Origin of the sequence: Legionella saoudiensis (assembly GCF_001465875.1) — a bacterium.
GTDB classification, from domain to species: Bacteria; Pseudomonadota; Gammaproteobacteria; order Legionellales; family Legionellaceae; genus Legionella; species Legionella saoudiensis.
This window is the reverse complement of sequence record NZ_LN901321.1, coordinates 156,689-174,205: the sequence shown is the minus strand read 5'-3', so window position 1 is coordinate 174,205 and position 17,517 is coordinate 156,689. Positions and strand designations below refer to the sequence as shown.

The following is a 17,517-nucleotide window of genomic DNA, read 5'->3' as shown; positions in this document are numbered from 1 at the left end:
TTAGCCTACTGCCCCTTCTAAACTTAAACCCAGCAATTTAGTGGCTTCTACAGCAAATTCCATGGGTAATTCTTTCAATACTTGCTTACAAAAACCGTTCACAATCATAGAAACTGCATCTTCAGTATCAATGCCTCGTTGCTGGCAATAAAACAATTGTTCTTCACTGATTTTGGAAGTCGTTGCTTCATGTTCTACTTGTGCGGTAGGGTTTTTCACCTCAATGTATGGGAACGTATGTGCTGAACACTCCGAGCCCATTAACATGGAATCACATTGCGTGTAGTTACGTGCATTCGTTGCCGTTGGTGCAATGCGTACTAAGCCGCGGTACGCGTTATGGGCACGTCCGGCACTGATCCCTTTAGAAATGATCGTAGAGCGCGTGTTTTTACCGATATGGATCATCTTCGTACCTGTATCGGCTTGTTGGAAATTATTGGTTAGGGCCACCGAATAGAACTCACCTACCGAGTCATCGCCTTGCAAGATAACGCTAGGGTACTTCCAGGTAATGGCGGAACCTGTTTCAATCTGAGTCCAAGAAATCTTGGAACGCTTACCGCGGCACGCACCACGTTTGGTTACAAAATTATAAATGCCCCCTTTACCCTCTTTATCACCTGGATACCAGTTTTGTACGGTAGAGTATTTAATTTGCGCACCATCTAAAGCCACTAACTCCACTACAGCCGCATGTAATTGATTTTCATCACGCATCGGCGCCGTACAGCCTTCCAGATAGGAAACGTAGCTGTCATCGTCGGCGATGATCAATGTGCGCTCAAACTGACCAGTAGAGGCTGCATTGATACGGAAATAAGTAGATAATTCCATAGGACAACGCACGCCTTTAGGAATGTATACAAATGAGCCATCGCTAAATACCGCTGAATTCAATGCCGCATAGAAGTTATCCCGATAAGATACTACTGAACCTAAATACTTCATCAGTAAATCTGGATATTTATGTACTGCTTCTGAGAAAGGACAAAAGATAACCCCTTTTTCTGCCAATTTGGCTTTAAAGGTCGTCGCTACGGAAACGCTATCAAACACTGCATCAACGGCAACACCAGCCAAGAGCTCTTGTTCTTTTAAAGGGATCCCTAGTTTTTCATAGGTTCGTAATAACTCAGGATCAACTTCATCCAGACTTTTAGGCGCGTCTTTTTTGCTTTTAGGCGCAGAATAATACGAAATAGCCTGATAATCTATTGGGGGATAATACACACTCGACCATTCAGGATGCGGCATGGTTAGCCAATGCCTGAATGCTTGCAAACGCCATTCCAGTAAAAACTCAGGCTCTCCTTTAATAGCTGATAAACGACGAATCACGTCTTCATTCAGTCCAGGTTCAAAAGTTTCTACTTCAATGTCGGTTATAAAACCATGTTGATATTCTCTATCGAGCAGAGAATTAAGTTGCTCACTGCTTTTAGCCACGATTGACTCCACTTGCTAATTGTCGGATACGCTCTATATCACGTACCTGTAGAGTTGGTTTTGCCAAGGTATCCAAACTCACACTATCCAACGCGGTCTCTATCGCCTGGCTAATAAGTCGCCAATTGCCCTGAATAGTACAAACTCCTTGTAACGAGCAGTCATTAGGTTGCAAACTGCATTCGGTGAAACCACGATGATCTTCCAGCGCAAAAATAATTTGCGAAACGGAAATTTCAGTAGCAGGCCTACGTAACCGATATCCTCCGGTTACCCCTCGCACTGAGGTGAGCAATCCTGCACTGGTTAAACGTTTTAAAATTTTACTTACCGTTGGGACAGTCAAATGGGTATGTAACGCAATGTCACGGGCATTACATAAATCCTGTGGGTGCCTGGCAAGGTACACCATCACAACTGTTCCATAATCGGCCAATTTGCTGATGCGCAGCATAACACTCCAAAGCCAAATAATCTAGTACTAAATAAGTCTTAATTAAAGACAAAGCCGGCGCATAATTATTGTTCTTCATTACTATAAATATAGTACTAAAATAGTTCTATATACGGCAAAGGCGAATGGTACCTTATTATTATGGGTTGATGCAAGTTAGAGGTGCTTGGAAATAATCTCGTGATTTATAACAAGGTATCCCAAGAAACAAAAGATTAAGTTCTATTTAAGGAAAGTTAGGCAACTTCTTTATCCTTGTTAGCACATAACCCTAATCCGATGGAACATGGTGAATGTAATTCAAAATGCCCTGTTGAGCTTTCCATCGAGTTGATATGCTTGCGAAATAAAATACTTTATAATGCAACCCTTAATTTAGTAAAAAAACAACCTTGGATTTGTTTTTTATGATAGGGAGATTTATGAGATATTATTTATTTTTGGTTACTCTTATCTTTGCATCTAATACATTCAGTACTACGCAATCACCAAACGCTGTTTTAAGTATTGTCAAAAATCAATCCAATGCCCTGTGTAATAATTTAAATTTGAGCTGCGTAACCAATATTACTCTAGAAGGGTGCATGGCGACCCCAGGCTCCATCACCATTAAAAATAATTCGCTTATTCCAGCAAGAAATATTCAAGTCAGCTCTACAAATTCGAATTTTATTCATTATGTGGTGCAAAATAATGGCTGTCCTGCTGTTTTAGCCCCAAATGCTCAATGTAACATCTCCTTCGCAACAAATGCCAATATTGCGTTTTATATAGCCAATGTTTTAGTGAAAGGAAGCAATACCTCCTCTTTATTTTTTAATCTTAATGCTTTTTTATGCTCTATGCCCCATACGGTAGGCGGAAGTGTATCAGGGCTTCAAGGCACATTAGTATTGCAAAATAACGGTACTGAATTAATAACACTCAATACGAATGGACCATTTACTTTCCCCACTCCAGTTCTCCAGGACTCACCTTATTCAGTCACTATCTATTCTCAACCTGCTAACCAAGTATGTACCGTAACTAATGGTAGCGGAACTATGGGTACCGCTAACGTGACGAATGTTCAGGTGAACTGTGTGACCAATACCACTACGTTATCAACCAGTGTCAGCGATTTGGCCTTGAGTGTCACAGGACTTACTGAGTATGGGGTGACAGGAACGCCAAATTCAGGAGTTGCACGAATAATCACCATTTCAAACACTGGGAGCTCGCCTGCAGTTAATTTTAATGTCTCAATCCCGTCATGGCCGGCCGGTACTGCATCTAATACCACGAACTGTAACGCACCTTTACTCGCTGGGGACAGTTGCACCATCACCATAACCCCAGGGGCAACAGCAAGTTCAGATGGGGCAAATCCTTGTTCAAGCACAGGAACCTCACCTATTCCCAGTGTAATTACTGCTCAGGCAGATAATGCTCTCCCCGTAACCAGCAACGTTGTTATTTTAAATTATGGCTGTATTTATCAGGATGGATATGTTTTTGCTTTTGATGATACTACGCCGAATACTTCAAGTGTTGGGGGCAAGCTAGCAGCAATTGCCGATGAAACCACTCCTTTACAGTGGTCTTTAGCAGACAGTGTCACGGGTGCAACCGATATTTCCGATGGCCAAACCAACACTGCCCTACTCGCCAATCCACCAGGAGACTTTCCTGCTGCTCAGAGCTGCCTGGATAAAATAACGCCTGAGGCAAGCAACTGGTATTTACCAGCTATTTGTGAGTTTGGATATGATGCTTTATCGCTAGGCTCTGGCTGCGGGTCGCAGGCGGCACCTTTACTCCAGAATATACATTCAAATTTATTTGATAATAATATAGGAAACCTCTCCACTGTATCATTTTATTGGACTTCAACTGAGCTAGATATTACAAGTTCCAGAGTTGAAAGTTTCCCTGCTGGGGGGCAAGGATTTATTAATAAGAGTAATGGAGTGGCAGTCCGGTGTGTGCGGACAATGTAGCTTCTAATATAATTTCATTAACATAGGAGCCGGAAGCTTCATTGATTTAATCATAAGTAACCGGCAGATGGCAGAGAAACGTTAAATGAGAAATTCCGCTCTAACTCCCACTTGAACTCAGTGCATTACATAACGTATTATCTTCTTCTTTTGAATTTAGAGTTTTTGCACATCAAATGGATGACAGCGCAAAAAACCGTTTAGGAGCTACATGATGGCAGCTGAGCTTTACAGCACCTCACTTGTCAGTAATCCCATCACTAATTCGGGCCCTTTACCTGCCCCGCAAGGCTATTATCGCTCTAAATTATTCATTGCCCCTTTTTCTACCAACACTTTGGTTGCCGCATCTGGCCCTTTATTATCACTGTTGGAGCGCCTGTGTTTAAGTGCTGCTTTGCCTCCAGTTGAGCACATCAGGGATAATATTGAGCATGAGCTATTAGCTTTTCACAGTAAGCTCCATGCATCGAAATACCCGGAGGCATTAATTGGCATTGCCCATTACCTGGTATCCGCAACAATCGATGAAATGCTGGGTAAAAGCTACATGCGCGTTTATAATATCACTGCTGAATTCAAAGCGTTTACTCCGTTAACTAATGATAATGCTCAGCCCCAAGACCGTTTTTTTGAAATCGTTGATTATATTAAAGAGCGCCCTAATCAATATCTTGATCTGATTGAGTTGGTATATTATTTACTTATTCTTGGCTTTGAAGGCCGCTACCATCTTAAAGCTGATGGACGACAAGTTTTAGATAATTATATTGAAGATCTATATCAAATCACGCAACAGCATCGTTTTCACAAACCCCAACGTTTATTTAATGAAAACCCCATGCCGAAAATCGTGAAAAAAAATTATAAAACAGCCATATTAACGGTAGCCATTGCGGCAGCAATTGTCTCACTTGCTTTTTTTACCAGTCATATTTTATTAGAAAATAAAGCTAAGGCCGTCTTATTTGGACACACCCAACTTGCATTGCTGGATAAATAATGGACAATTCTTTACATGCATTATGTGATGCAATTAAAAAAACACTCACTCGATTAAAACCACAAAGCAACCAATTATCATTTCTCGTGATTACGGGAAAACATGCTCAAGGTAAAACCTCTTTATTGAAACAAAGTAATATGGAGGAAATGCCTGTCTTTAGTGAAGAACACGCCAAAGTTTATTTTAATCCACGCGGTATTATTGTAGAACTAGGCGAAGGTTGGTTTACCAACAGCAAAACTTTGTTGCAAAATACTTTAAAACAACTCAATCGATGCAGCAGTTATCTTAAAATTACTGGGGTAGTGCTATGTATTGATGTTGAAGATTTGCTCATTAGCGACCGTAACCAGTTTGGCGAGAAAAGAAAAGCACATTTACAATTACTAGAGCGCTGGGGGATTAACCTTGGTTATCCGGTGGAGTTAGCGCTGATTTTCACTAAAATGGACACTTTGGCCGGTTTTACTGAATTTTATCAATCAAATCATGCCTCCGAATTACTCAAACCTCTAGGTTTTTCATTAGATTGTGTAAACGAAGTACACAAAAAAATAGAAACCTTTACCTCTCAATTCAATCATTTGCTGGAAACATTGGGGCAACAAGTAATTCCCAAAATGCATCCTGCCCGCTCTACAATGAGACGAAGCTTAATTCGTGAGTTTCCGATTCAAATGGCTAGTTTACGCCCGCCAATTCATTCCCTACTGCAAGGAATTTCACCCAAGTTATTCCAACTGCACTCGATTTATTTTACTAGTGCCGAGCAAAGTGGGGTCAGTATTGACCGTTTAAATAAGAAAATTCAGCACGAATATGCCTTAGTGGTGCAAGACACCTTCCCTCAAGCAACTAATTTTAGAGCATATTTTGTTGAGGGAGCCTTAAAGTCGATCCAAGAACAATGCAGTCAAATTCCCCAGGCAAGAAAGTTTTCCCAAAAACCTTTGGTGGCACTTACCGCCGGTATTGCCGGAATTACTTTATGTATTTTGAGTTATCATCATTATAAAGCCGTGCATTTATTGGACGCCGCCAGTAAAGAGCTGCTTGCTTATGATGCCTTAATTAGCCAAAAGGATAAGAGCAAGCAGGCATTATATCACTTATCCAATGCGGCCAAAAAATTAGCACATGTTTCCAGTAACTCTTTATCATTGCCTACGGTACATCAGTTAAAATCGAATTTACACAATAATGCACAGCATCGCTTACAAGGGGAATTTTTACCCGCAATCACTGCCGAATTGGAAACCGTAATTAATAGTCCAGGCAATACGCCTATTGCTCGTTACAATGCGCTTAAAGTGTATCTGATGTTAGGACAACCAGAACACTTCTCTGCAGCGCAGGTGCAAGATTGGTTTACTACTCAATGGCGCAATCTACCTGCAGTTGAATTACAAAAACAAATCGCCTTGCTCAAACAATCATTAAGCAAACCGCCTAAAGATATGCTAATTAAATCGCAAGTGGTTAGTGATGCACGTAATTATTTAAATGCCTTACCAAGCAGCTACCTTTATTACTCTATTGCTAAAGAGTCTTTTCCTAAAACTCGACAAAAAATTGTCGCCGATGGGTTTATTTTGGCTACTGATGAATTACCTGTTTATTACACTCGCGCAGGATTTAACGAGATAATAAAGAAAATTTCCGAAATGAGCCAAAATCTGCAAAAAGAAAATTGGGTATTGGCGCGTCAGGATATATCGGACTTGCCTAATATGCTCACCCAAGCATATTGCTATGATTATGTAACTTGGTGGCAAACCTTTATGCGCCGCTCGCAACCAGCACATTATCAGAATTATCAGGAAGGACGTCAGGTCGCTAAACGCTTGGAGCAGTCCCATACTGTCACCACTTTGGTAGGTTTGCTGCAACAAGAAACTAAGGCTGATTTAAGCAATGAATCATCCTTGTTTAACCAGGCCATTGCCAGCCAGTTTACTGATTTAAATTTAATGAGCCTATCAGGCACTAAAGAATTAAGTATAAAAATCGAAGAGCTTGATCGCTTCATTTCAACCCTGTCCATGATTAATGATGGAGGCAAAACGGCATTTAATATTACTAAATCTCGTTTTATGAGTGATACCGCCTCCGATCCGGTCAGCTTACTCTTTAATCAAGCACGTCAATTACCCGAGCCTTTAAGTAACTGGGCCAAGCAATTAGCAGGTGAAACCTGGGGGCTCTTACTTAAAGACAGCCGTCAGTACATTAATCAACAATGGCAACAAACGATTTATCAGGAATTCAAAAATCGCATTGCCAAACGCTATCCTTTGGATGCCAACCAACATGAAGAAATTGCCATTGCTGATTTTAACCACTTTTTTGCGACCAATGGTTCATTAAACTCCTTTACGGAACAATTCGTTAAACCGTTTTTAGATACCTCTACTGCCGAGTGGAAGCCAAAAGCAGTTAATGATTCTGTTCTACCGATCGCCACGGAAACGTTAGATGCACTGATGCGTGCAAATATAATTACAAATATGTTTTTCCCGAATGGCGGTAATGAGAGTCGTATTGACTTTAGTCTGCAAAAAATAAACCTGGACCCGGTAATAGCAAGCCTGGTTCTGGAAATTGGCAATACCCAAATCTCGGACAATCAAAGCAGCGAATCACATATTCGCTTTATCTGGCCTCAACCTAATGTCAAACTCGCATTAGATTCTATTGATGGCAATCACTATGAATTAGCTGAGCAAGGAAATTGGGCCTTATTTAAGCTTTTGGAAAAAGTTAATGTCTTAATTGATGAACAAGACAGTTCCAGTCTGCAAATTCTTTTTGAAGTGAATAGTAATTCAGGGCGTTATTTATTAAAAACAAATAATCAGGTGAACCCGTTTACACCGGGGATTCTAAATGGTTTTGTATTAAATGAGGCTATTGTTTAATGAAGAGGCTGGGCTTCTCAGCCCAGCTTATTGCTCCACTAACAGATTTCTGTTAGTTAAACATATTTGCTAGTCGATTTAAACCGCTCGCTGTAGAGTCAACAAAGTCTTTAACGCCTTCTCTCATAAACTCAACTGCAGGCTCTTTATCCTCGTTATAGAAACGATATGTATCTTGTTTAGCGAAACCATATTCTGCAGTAGCAATAGGACGGCTTATCAAGCTAATCGCTGACTTTAGGAGTGATACCACAGAAAGCGATAAGGCTAAAGCTGATGCTATACATAGATTAAGCGCATTCGCTGCATGATCCACCTTGTCATTATCAGCCATACCCCAATGAATAGCTAAGGCGTGAACTCCCTCCCATGCAGCGGCAACAGCGGCAACAACCGAACCAAGCAATGCTACAACAGGCAAAACGGTAGCCCCAAGAACTTCATCCATATAATCATAACCGTCACGTAGAGGTTCTAATACAAGGAAGCGATCACTGATAACTTTATCCATAAATTCTTCTATTTGACGTTCTGTTTTCAGTTCCTTATACTTTGTGCAAAGCTCTGCTGTTTGTCTGGCTAAAGCATTAAGATGATCATAATAATTCTGGAAAAAATTTTTATCAGGATCAGGACGTTTAAAAAAACCGGGCATAATTACTCTCCACAATAAGGAAATGATAATTGGACTATATTTGCTAACTGTGGGCATTATAACAATGAAACATTAAGAGAACATTATGAATCTTAGAGAAGGTCCAATTAAAGAATCAATTTTGACCTTCATGATAAAAATAATGCCGAAATGTATATGTTATGTGATTTTTGCGGATTCCAGGTTTTTAAACCTGGTCTTTAGATAAGAAGGCATCCATAACTATCCCTATAGAGGTTGGTGCAAATACCTCTTCCGGCTGCAAGATAAAATGCTCTGGTGATACTTCGCGCAATGGATTGAGAAATCCTCGTTGAATTGCCATTTTATGATAATTTCGTAACTCTACCGCATAAGTTTCTCTTAACTGGAGAATATTATTCATAATCTTTACAATCATACCTTCCGCTTGCATATCCTGAAACAAGATTATCGGATTACCTTTATCATCCCGGCTGCTATTATAAACTCCACCTCGTTGAACCAACTCAGAAATTAGCTCATAGAGCCTCGCATCATCTAAACTGGAAAAACGATACAAAGCACCAATGTATTCATCGTGTTGTTTGGGAGTTAATTGCTCAAAAACAATCCCCTGCTGCAGGTTTTTGCCTATTTGAATATCCTTTGCGTGAGAATCAATACGCAAACCATCACTAGTTAAAGCTGCTCCCGCATCAACCAACACTACTTTAGCCTGAGCATCTTCAAGCACATAGCCAGTATTGTTACCTTTGCTGCCTAGCCAATCAGGGTCACCCATAATTTTGGCCATAGCAGCAAGAGACATTAGCTGCTTTAATTCATAATTAAAACCTTCTTTTGTCGTAATGTGCTCGGGGGGATTACCTTGCTGGATAATATAATCAACCACATCAGAACCTAAATCCGTATATCCTTTTACATATTGAACCAGGAAAGTGGCATATAATGGTCTATTTAGATGCCCATAAGTTGCTTTATCTAACATTATTGCAACAACGTCCTGTATATCCTGCTCTTTGTCAGTAATTAACTTTAACTCCATTGCCGCAGTCCATTCCCTCCCATTATGTTTAGCAGCTTTTCGTGCCTGCCTTATTTCTTCTGCTAAAAAATAATCAAAGAGCAATTGCTCCATATAATCTTTATCACGCACCGCAATCAAACTGTAGGGAACTCTCGCCACTAAGCCATAAAATCCAAGACAAATCTTGTCTTTTATCACCTTGCCTAGCGCTCCATCCTCAGGCTTCTCAATTAAATCAACAACATCTCGCTCCTGATGCAATTGCGCTTTATCCAAGATTGCTATTTTATGCCTACGCTTAGGGGCTGATTCCTTTTTTTGGCGAAAAAGCTCGAAGTCGGTATTTATGTTCTCACGCATGATATCCTCCTATATCACTTCTGGAGGTACATGAACAATGTCATTATGGCAGTTGATTCATATGCCCAAATTAATAAAAAGCTCTTACTCCTTTGCTTATATTGTCTTAGCACGCGAAAGTAAGGGCTCGAAATAAAACATTTTAAGAAATTTGTATAGCTATTGGCCTTGAAAAACAAAATTCAATAACTACTTTATTAATTATAGTTTATTTTTTACTCACCCAGAGGAAAAATAGCCTTCGTTCATATATACTTATACTCCCTATTTAAAGAAAGGTCAGATACTATGCGTACTCTCATTTCATGTTTACTTATCACCATACTAAGCTTTGGTCTGTTAGTTAATGAAGCAGCAGCTAAGCGATTTGGAGGTGGCAGAAGTTTTGGCGTGCAGCGCTCACAAAGCAGTATGTACTCACCAAATAAAGCGCAACATGCAACACCATTGGGACAACGGACTAACAATACCAGCAAATGGGGTGGGCTCTTAGGCGGTTTATTAATTGGCGGCCTATTAACCAGTTTATTTATGGGGCATGGTTTTGGTACAGGTATATTGACCTGGCTAATCGTTGGTGCCGTCATCTTTTTTGCAGTTAACTTTTTCCGCAGACGCATGCAGCCAGGAATGCAAACTGGGCAGCAAAACCGCGCATTTAATCAGCAACAAAGCCCGTTTAACAATTTTACGCAGGCGTTTAATAATCAAGCTCCTAGCAGTAGCAGTGCTGCAGACGTTCCTGCAGGCTTTTCTCCGGCAAGCTTTTTGCGGGAAGCAAAAGTTACCTTTAATCGCCTACAAGCAGCATATGATGAAAAGAATACCCAGGATTTAAGAGAATTTACTGCTCCGGAGGTATTTGCTGAAATTAAAATGCAATTGGATGAACGCGGTAATGAGCCTAATAAAACGGAAGTAATTACTTTAGATGCGGAATTATTGGATATCTCCAGACAAACCAATTCCTATATTGCCAGTGTGCGTTTTACCGGTTCAGTTAAAGAAAATGACGAGCCGATTACCCAATTGGATGAAATTTGGCATTTCCGCCAATTTGATGACAATAGTGCCTGGGTAGTTGGTGGTATTCAGCAAAACGATTTTCAATCCTAGAACATTATGTAGCCCGTATTACGCTTCGCTAATACGGGCTACATAATTGGCTTATCCTTTAGAGTTTTTTATACACTTTACAATCTTCTTGAGGTTCATTTTGCTCTACAGCTGCAACAAACATTCTCGGGTTATATTTTGTATGAGCTTCAGCATCGTTCTCATTTAGGGCTAAGGTTGCCAACTCCTTATTGATTACCTGCTCTATTTTCATAAAAGCCTTTATTTTTTGATCACCATCAAACTTAACACCATACTGCTTTTTTACATCTATGGCGCTATCGATTGGCAATGATTCTTGATTTCCTGCGAGAAAATTTTTGCGCTTTTCAATGTAGGTTTTTTTGCTGCAATGGAGGGTGAATTTTACATTTACATTCGCATTATTATGAGAAAACAATGTATCGACTCGCTCCAGTTCTTTATTTGCTTTTTTCTCGTTATGCGGCTCGTATACATCATCACGACCAGCCTCATTAAAGATAAGCGTGGTAAGCTCTTTTTTGCTGATTGTTTGAAGATCTATCGTTCTAAACTCCCTAGCTGCTGCGCCTCCTAAAGCCACATAACATTTGCCTGTCATTATCTTCTCCCTGATTTAAAATTCGAAAAACATTTAACTAGACAAAATACTGAATGTAAAGCCCAAGCTTCCCAAGCTACTTAAATCTATTTATTAGTGTGATTATCTTAGCAAGATGAATTTATTGAATAATAGGTTGGGTTATAAAACCCAACCTCAGGGATGATAAATTACATGGTGATATAAATAATTGTAGGAATAAGCAGGAATTTAGACATACTGAACTTCAATGATTTCGTAATCAACTAGCCCGCCTGGTGTATTAACGGTTACTACATCATCCAACTCTTTGCCAATAAGTGCGCGACCAATTGGTGAACTGTATGAAATCTTATGCAGCTTAATATCTGCTTCATCTTCACCTACGATCTGGTAAGTAATGTGCGCATCTGTTGCTACATGGCAAACCGTCACCGTTGAACCAAAAACTACTTTACCGTTATTCGCTAATTTACTGATATCAATAATTTGCGCATTGGATAATTTTGCTTCTAGTTCTTGAATACGGCCTTCATTAAAGCTTTGCTGTTCGCGAGCAGCATGATACTCCGCGTTCTCCTTTAAATCGCCATGCGCACGTGCCGTAGCTATTGCTTCTACAATACGTGGTCTATCGACAAATTTTAAACGTTGTAATTCTTCTTTTAGTGCTTCTGCACCTTGTATTGTCATGGGATGTTTGTTCATATCAACCTCTAAATGTAATTCCCTGGTAAAGATACCTCATTAGAACCCCTATCCTGGTTTTCTCCCCTAAACCGGAATAAAGATCGTTTAAGGGGCGATGAAACCACCGCCCCCCAATTAATGATACCAATAGTTAATGTAAATCCTGTAAGCGAGTTACAGTCTCTCGGTCTTCATATTTCATTGCAAGACATGCTGCTTCAGCACCAGAAAGAGTCGTTGTATAACTCACCTTATGCTGTAAGGCATTGCGTCTAATCGCAAAGGAATCTGCAATTGCTCGCTTACCCTCAGTAGTATTTACAATGAAATCGATCTCATTATTTTTAATGAAATCCAATACATGGGGACGCCCCTCAGCAACTTTAAATACCCTACGGCAATCAACTCCTGCCGCTTGTAAAACTAAAGCAGTCCCCCGAGTAGCAATGATTTCAAAACCTAATTCAATTAGGCGCTTTGCAATCTCTCCTACTCTAGTCTTATCCGCGTCGCGCACTGAAACAAAAGCACGTCGCCGTTTGGGAATATTACATCCTGCACCTAATTGTGCTTTGGCAAATGCTTGTCCAAAACGTCTCGCGATCCCCATTACCTCTCCTGTCGACTTCATCTCAGGGCCAAGAATCGAGTCCACTCCGGAAAACTTGATAAAGGGGAAAACCGGCAGCTTAATGGAATAAAATGCCGGCATATGGTGATTTTGGCTTAACCCTTGCTCCTTTAAACTCATACCTAACTTACAACGTGCCGCAATCTTCGCTAAGGGCAAGCCGGTCGCTTTGGATACAAAGGGAACCGTTCGCGATGCCCGTGGGTTCACTTCCAACACGTAAATATCGTCAGCTTGAATTGCAAATTGCGCATTAATTAAGCCAACCACACCTAATTTCAATGCCATTTGGCGCATTTGTTCCATCAGGTCCTGTTGCACCACCACGCTCAAGCTAAAGGGTGGTAATGTACAAGCCGAATCACCTGAATGAATTCCTGCTTGTTCAATGTGCTCCATGACCGCACCAATCAATACGTCCTTGCCATCACAAACTGCATCAATATCCACTTCAATTGCATCATTCAAAAATCTATCCAACAATACGGGTGAATCGTTGGAGACTGCCACTGCGTGGGATAAATAATGCCGTAAATCCTCTTCTTGATAAACTACTTCCATAGCCCTTCCACCTAAAACATAGGAAGGTCTAACTACTAAGGGATAACCAATTTTATTTGCCAAAGCGATGGCTTCTTCTTCGCTGCGCACAGTACCATTATCAGGCTGGTGCAAACGTAATTCGGTAACTAATTTTTGGAAGCGATCGCGGTCTTCGGCCGTATCAATTGCATCCGGTGAGGTACCAATAATGGTGACTCCATTCGCTTCTAAAGCCCGTGCCAATTTTAAGGGTGTTTGTCCACCGTAATGAACGATTACGCCGTCTGGTTTTTCCACATCAACAATGGCCAGCACATCCTCAAGGGTTACTGGTTCGAAGTACAATCGATCCGAGGTGTCAAAATCAGTAGAAACGGTTTCGGGATTACAATTTACCATGATGGTTTGGCATCCCGCATCTCTTAATGCCATTGCTGCATGCACACAGCAATAATCAAACTCAATTCCTTGACCAATGCGATTAGGACCCCCACCAAGAATCATAATCTTTTTCTTATCATGCTCAGGACGTGCTTCACAACTGCTCTCATAACATGAATACATATATGCTGTGTCACTGGGGAATTCACCTGCGCATGAATCGATGCGTTTATAGACTGGTAATACCCCCTGTTCTTTACGCCAAGCACGTACCTCATCTTCAGTACACCCTAGTAATTGGGCCAAATAAGCATCAGCAAAACCACGTCGTTTTAATAATCTCAATGTTGTTTTATCAAGCTCATGAATACTCTTGTCTTTAATAGAGCGCTCAAGCTGCACCAGCTCTTCAATTTGGGCCAAGAACCATGGATCAACCCGGCTTTCCATATGAATTTCTTCAAGCGTCAAATTGTGGCGGAACGCATCCGCGATGTACCATAAACGATCGGGTGTAGGTTCACGCAAATGTCCTCTTAACTCAGCTAAGTCTTCATTTTTAAATAATGAATGCAAACCGCAACGTCCAATTTCTAAACCTCGAATTGCTTTTTGTAATGATTCCTGAAAATTCGCCCCTATAGCCATTACCTCGCCTACCGACTTCATTTGCGTTGTTAAAGTAGCCGAAGTTTGCGGGAACTTATCAAAATTAAACCGGGGCACTTTAGTAACCACGTAATCAATACTTGGCTCAAATGAGGCTGGAGTTTTACCACCAGTAATTTCATTTTTTAACTCATCAAGCGTATAACCAACTGCCAGTTTTGCGGCAATCTTAGCGATGGGAAAACCGGTTGCTTTAGAAGCAAGAGCGGAACTACGCGAAACCCTAGGATTCATCTCAACTACCAGCATGCGCCCATCTTCAGGATTAATCGCAAACTGCACATTTGAGCCACCGGTATCCACACCTACTGCTCGCAAGACTTTAATCGCTGCATCACGCATGCGTTGGTATTCTTTATCTGTTAAAGTTTGTGCAGGAGCTACGGTAATAGAATCACCAGTATGAACCCCCATGGGATCCAAATTCTCAATGGTGCAGACAATAATGCAATTATCATTTTTATCGCGCACCACCTCCATTTCATACTCTTTCCAACCTAATACCGATTCATCAATAAGTAATTCATGGGTAGGTGAGAGCTCTAAACCGCGCATACAAATTTCTTCAAACTCTTCCCGGTTATAAGCAATACCGCCGCCACTTCCGCCCATGGTAAATGAAGGACGAATAATCGCGGGATAACCTAATTGGGCTTGCACCTGAAAGGCCTCTTCCATAGAATGGGCAATGGCTGAGCGCGGCATTTCCAAGCCAATTTTAATCATTAACTGACGAAATTTTTCGCGATCCTCAGCTCTATCAATTGCTTCACGCGTAGCCCCTATCATTTCTACAGAGTACTTTTCTAAAATACCCTCACGAACCAGATCTAGGGCGCAGTTTAGAGCGGTTTGCCCTCCCATTGTGGGTAATAAGGCATCAGGACGTTCAATTTCAATAATTCGTGCTACTTCTTTCCAGGAAACAGGCTCGATATAAGTTGCATCAGCCAATTCAGGATCCGTCATAATCGTTGCTGGATTCGAATTAACCAGAATAACACGATACCCCTCTTCCCTAAGCGCACGTACCGCTTGCGTGCCAGAATAGTCAAATTCACAGGCTTGCCCAATAACTATAGGCCCTGCACCAAGTATCAATATGGATTTAATATCAGTTCGTTTTGGCATGGCAACAACTAAAAAAATAAAGTGATGTATTTTACCGATTTTTGCTTAAAGTTTATACCTTTGATTGATAATCTTTAATAAATTAACTGTATTCATTTGCCAGAACAATTTGCAGGCCCGCCTCAGTTAAGGATAAATACTTGTAATGAGGGTCTGCGGTAGTGCGCTCTAACCATTCATTGGCAATACAAATATCAGTTAATTTTTGCGCATCTTCTACGGAAACAGGCATATTAAGTTTCTGTGTTAATATCGCTGCTGCCTCCTCCTCGATGGTTAGAAACACTTGATCACGGGTAACGCCTTGAAGTTTCATTTCATCGTAAAATAATTTCAAAATGTCTAGCTCGTTCACAATAGTCACCTTAAATCAGAAACCTTCATTAATATCAATTATTAATGAAGGCCTAAGAAAATTCCAATCGAAAGAAGCAAATTTAACTAAATGCAACAATGTTGGACTTTAATCCAGTACACGTACTATTATTACAAAGCTCAATAGTACAACCAGAATACAAGCCCGGAAGTAGTGAATTACCACCAATATTTAAGGTATTCACTACAGTTGCAACTAAACCTGTGATACTCACTCCAGCGGTACAAAGCAATCCACCTTTTACATTCAGGAATGTATTTGGGAACACATTCATATTTGTTCCCACACACACCCATGCCGTAGTTAATATACCTCCTGGATAACTACAAGAAGTAATATTCGGCGCTACCGCAATATAAGTATAACCATTAGTTAATGTGGCTGTAGATACCGTATTATTTACCACAACATTAACTGTCAAAGAACCACTATTGTATGCTGGCGTTACGGCAGTTATCGTTGATGCATTCACCACTGTTATGCTGGTTGCTGCCTGCCCGCCAATAGTGACAGTAGTCCCAGGAATAAAATTAGAACCTGAAATAGTAACACTAGTACCTCCAGAGGACGTTCCCGAAGTAGGAACAATTGCAGTAATTGTGGGGGCACTCGCAATATAGGTAAATGCGTTTAATAAACTTGCGGTTGCCACACCATTATTCACTACTACCGTTTCCACTAAGGGACCACTGACGTAAGCTGGGGTTATTGCCGTTAAAGTTGTTGCATTCACAACATTAACGCTTGTTGCTGCAACACCGCCAATCGTTACCGTAGTGCCTGGAGTAAAGGCTGTTCCAGTCAAGGTAATAGAGGTTCCACCACTCGTTGGTCCCGATGTAGGAGTAATACTCACCAAAGTTGGAGCAGGTGCGATATAAGTGAAACTACTGGATAAGGTTGCATTGGAATTACCATTATTAATGCTAATGTCTTTAGTTAACTGGCCACTTACATAAGCAGGAGTTACCGCAGTTAAGGTAGTCGCGTTGGAAACGACAACTGAAGTCGCACTGATACCGCCAACAGATACCGTCGTTGTTGGGGTAAAGTTTTTGCCCGTGATCGTAATGGTTGTACCGCCAGACATAGGGCCACTGGTTGGACTTACCGCAGTAATTGTTGGTGCAACCGCAATATAGGTATAACCACCGGTTAAAGTCGCACTGCCTACGCCATTGTTTACCACCACATTACTAACTAAAGGACCACTGACATAGGCCGGGGTTATTGCGGTCAACGTCGTCGCATTAACTACCGTTACATTGGTGGCTGCAATGCCTGCAATGGTTAAGGTCGTCGTGGGGGTAAAATTCGTACCACTGACGGTAACTGCCGTACCACCCGCCATTGAACCACTGTTTGGACTAATGCTGGTAATGGTCGGAGCAGCCGGTTGATAGGTAAAGCCTCCGCTTAATACCGCATTGGATACCCCATTATTGACCACCACATTCACCGCCAAGGCCCCACTCACATAAGCTGGGGTTACGGCCGTAATGCTGGTTGCGCTGTTCACGATAACGCCTGCAGCCGCAATACCGCCAATGGTGACCGTAGTTGTTGGCGTAAAGCCGGTACCAGTTAA

The 17,517-nt window shown here is 41.1% G+C and carries 13 protein-coding genes; 4 read left to right on the top strand and 9 right to left on the bottom strand.

Going from position 1 to position 17,517, the window contains the following annotated elements; genetic code table 11:
- Window positions 1-1,449, bottom strand: a complete 1,449-nt coding sequence (gene sufB / locus BN3124_RS03135; RefSeq protein WP_058533416.1) for a Fe-S cluster assembly protein SufB — start codon at window positions 1,447-1,449, stop codon at window positions 1-3.
- Complete coding sequence (locus BN3124_RS03130; protein WP_058533415.1) at window positions 1,442-1,903, bottom strand: SUF system Fe-S cluster assembly regulator; 462 nt, start codon at window positions 1,901-1,903, stop codon at window positions 1,442-1,444. The genes sufB and BN3124_RS03130 overlap by 8 nt, the downstream gene beginning before the upstream one ends.
- A gap of 422 nt (window positions 1,904-2,325) precedes the next feature.
- Here BN3124_RS03130 and BN3124_RS03125 point away from each other — a divergent pair, with 422 nt between their 5' ends.
- The 3 genes from BN3124_RS03125 (at window position 2,326) to icmF (ending at window position 7,806) form a co-directional block, all read left to right on the top strand.
- The gene (locus BN3124_RS03125) at window positions 2,326-3,882 is read left to right on the top strand and encodes an Lcl C-terminal domain-containing protein (RefSeq protein ID WP_058533414.1); all 1,557 of its coding nucleotides are present in this window, start codon (window positions 2,326-2,328) and stop codon (window positions 3,880-3,882) included.
- 214 nt (window positions 3,883-4,096) lie between these two features.
- On the top strand, window positions 4,097-4,885 hold the full coding sequence (icmH, locus tag BN3124_RS03120; RefSeq protein WP_058533413.1) for a type IVB secretion system protein IcmH/DotU: 789 nt from the start codon (window positions 4,097-4,099) through the stop codon (window positions 4,883-4,885).
- The gene (gene icmF / locus BN3124_RS03115; protein ID WP_058533412.1) at window positions 4,885-7,806 is read left to right on the top strand and encodes a type IVB secretion system protein IcmF; all 2,922 of its coding nucleotides are present in this window, start codon (window positions 4,885-4,887) and stop codon (window positions 7,804-7,806) included. Before icmH ends, icmF begins: the two co-directional genes overlap by 1 nt.
- Before the next feature lie 52 nt (window positions 7,807-7,858).
- Here icmF and BN3124_RS03110 read toward each other — a convergent pair whose 3' ends face one another.
- Window positions 7,859-8,461 (bottom strand): hypothetical protein, encoded by a 603-nt coding sequence (locus BN3124_RS03110; protein WP_058533411.1) that lies wholly within the window; start codon window positions 8,459-8,461, stop codon window positions 7,859-7,861.
- A gap of 187 nt (window positions 8,462-8,648) precedes the next feature.
- The gene (locus BN3124_RS03105; protein ID WP_058533410.1) at window positions 8,649-9,830 is read right to left on the bottom strand and encodes a hypothetical protein; all 1,182 of its coding nucleotides are present in this window, start codon (window positions 9,828-9,830) and stop codon (window positions 8,649-8,651) included.
- A 288-nt stretch (window positions 9,831-10,118) separates the two neighbouring features.
- Between BN3124_RS03105 and BN3124_RS03100 the strand changes: the two genes are divergently transcribed.
- Entirely contained in the window at window positions 10,119-10,946 is an 828-nt protein-coding gene (locus tag BN3124_RS03100; RefSeq protein WP_058533409.1) for a Tim44 domain-containing protein, read from the top strand.
- Between the two features lie 58 nt (window positions 10,947-11,004).
- Here the strand turns inward: BN3124_RS03100 and BN3124_RS03095 are convergent, their stop codons facing one another.
- The 5 genes from BN3124_RS03095 to BN3124_RS03075 form a co-directional block, all read right to left on the bottom strand.
- Window positions 11,005-11,529 carry a hypothetical protein gene (locus tag BN3124_RS03095; RefSeq protein ID WP_058533408.1) on the bottom strand — a complete coding sequence of 175 codons (525 nt, stop codon included), beginning with the start codon at window positions 11,527-11,529 and terminating at the stop codon, window positions 11,005-11,007.
- Window positions 11,530-11,739: 210 nt separating this feature from the next.
- Window positions 11,740-12,216, bottom strand: coding sequence for a transcription elongation factor GreA (greA, locus tag BN3124_RS03090; protein WP_058533407.1), 477 nt, complete (start codon window positions 12,214-12,216; stop codon window positions 11,740-11,742).
- 133 nt (window positions 12,217-12,349) lie between these two features.
- Window positions 12,350-15,553, bottom strand: coding sequence for a carbamoyl-phosphate synthase large subunit (gene carB, locus BN3124_RS03085; RefSeq protein ID WP_058533406.1), 3,204 nt, complete (start codon window positions 15,551-15,553; stop codon window positions 12,350-12,352).
- A gap of 82 nt (window positions 15,554-15,635) precedes the next feature.
- Entirely contained in the window at window positions 15,636-15,908 is a 273-nt protein-coding gene (locus BN3124_RS03080; protein WP_058533405.1) for a hypothetical protein, read from the bottom strand.
- Between the two features lie 82 nt (window positions 15,909-15,990).
- A partial coding sequence (locus BN3124_RS03075; protein ID WP_196398892.1) for an IPT/TIG domain-containing protein occupies window positions 15,991-17,517 on the bottom strand: 1,527 nt, incomplete at its 5' end.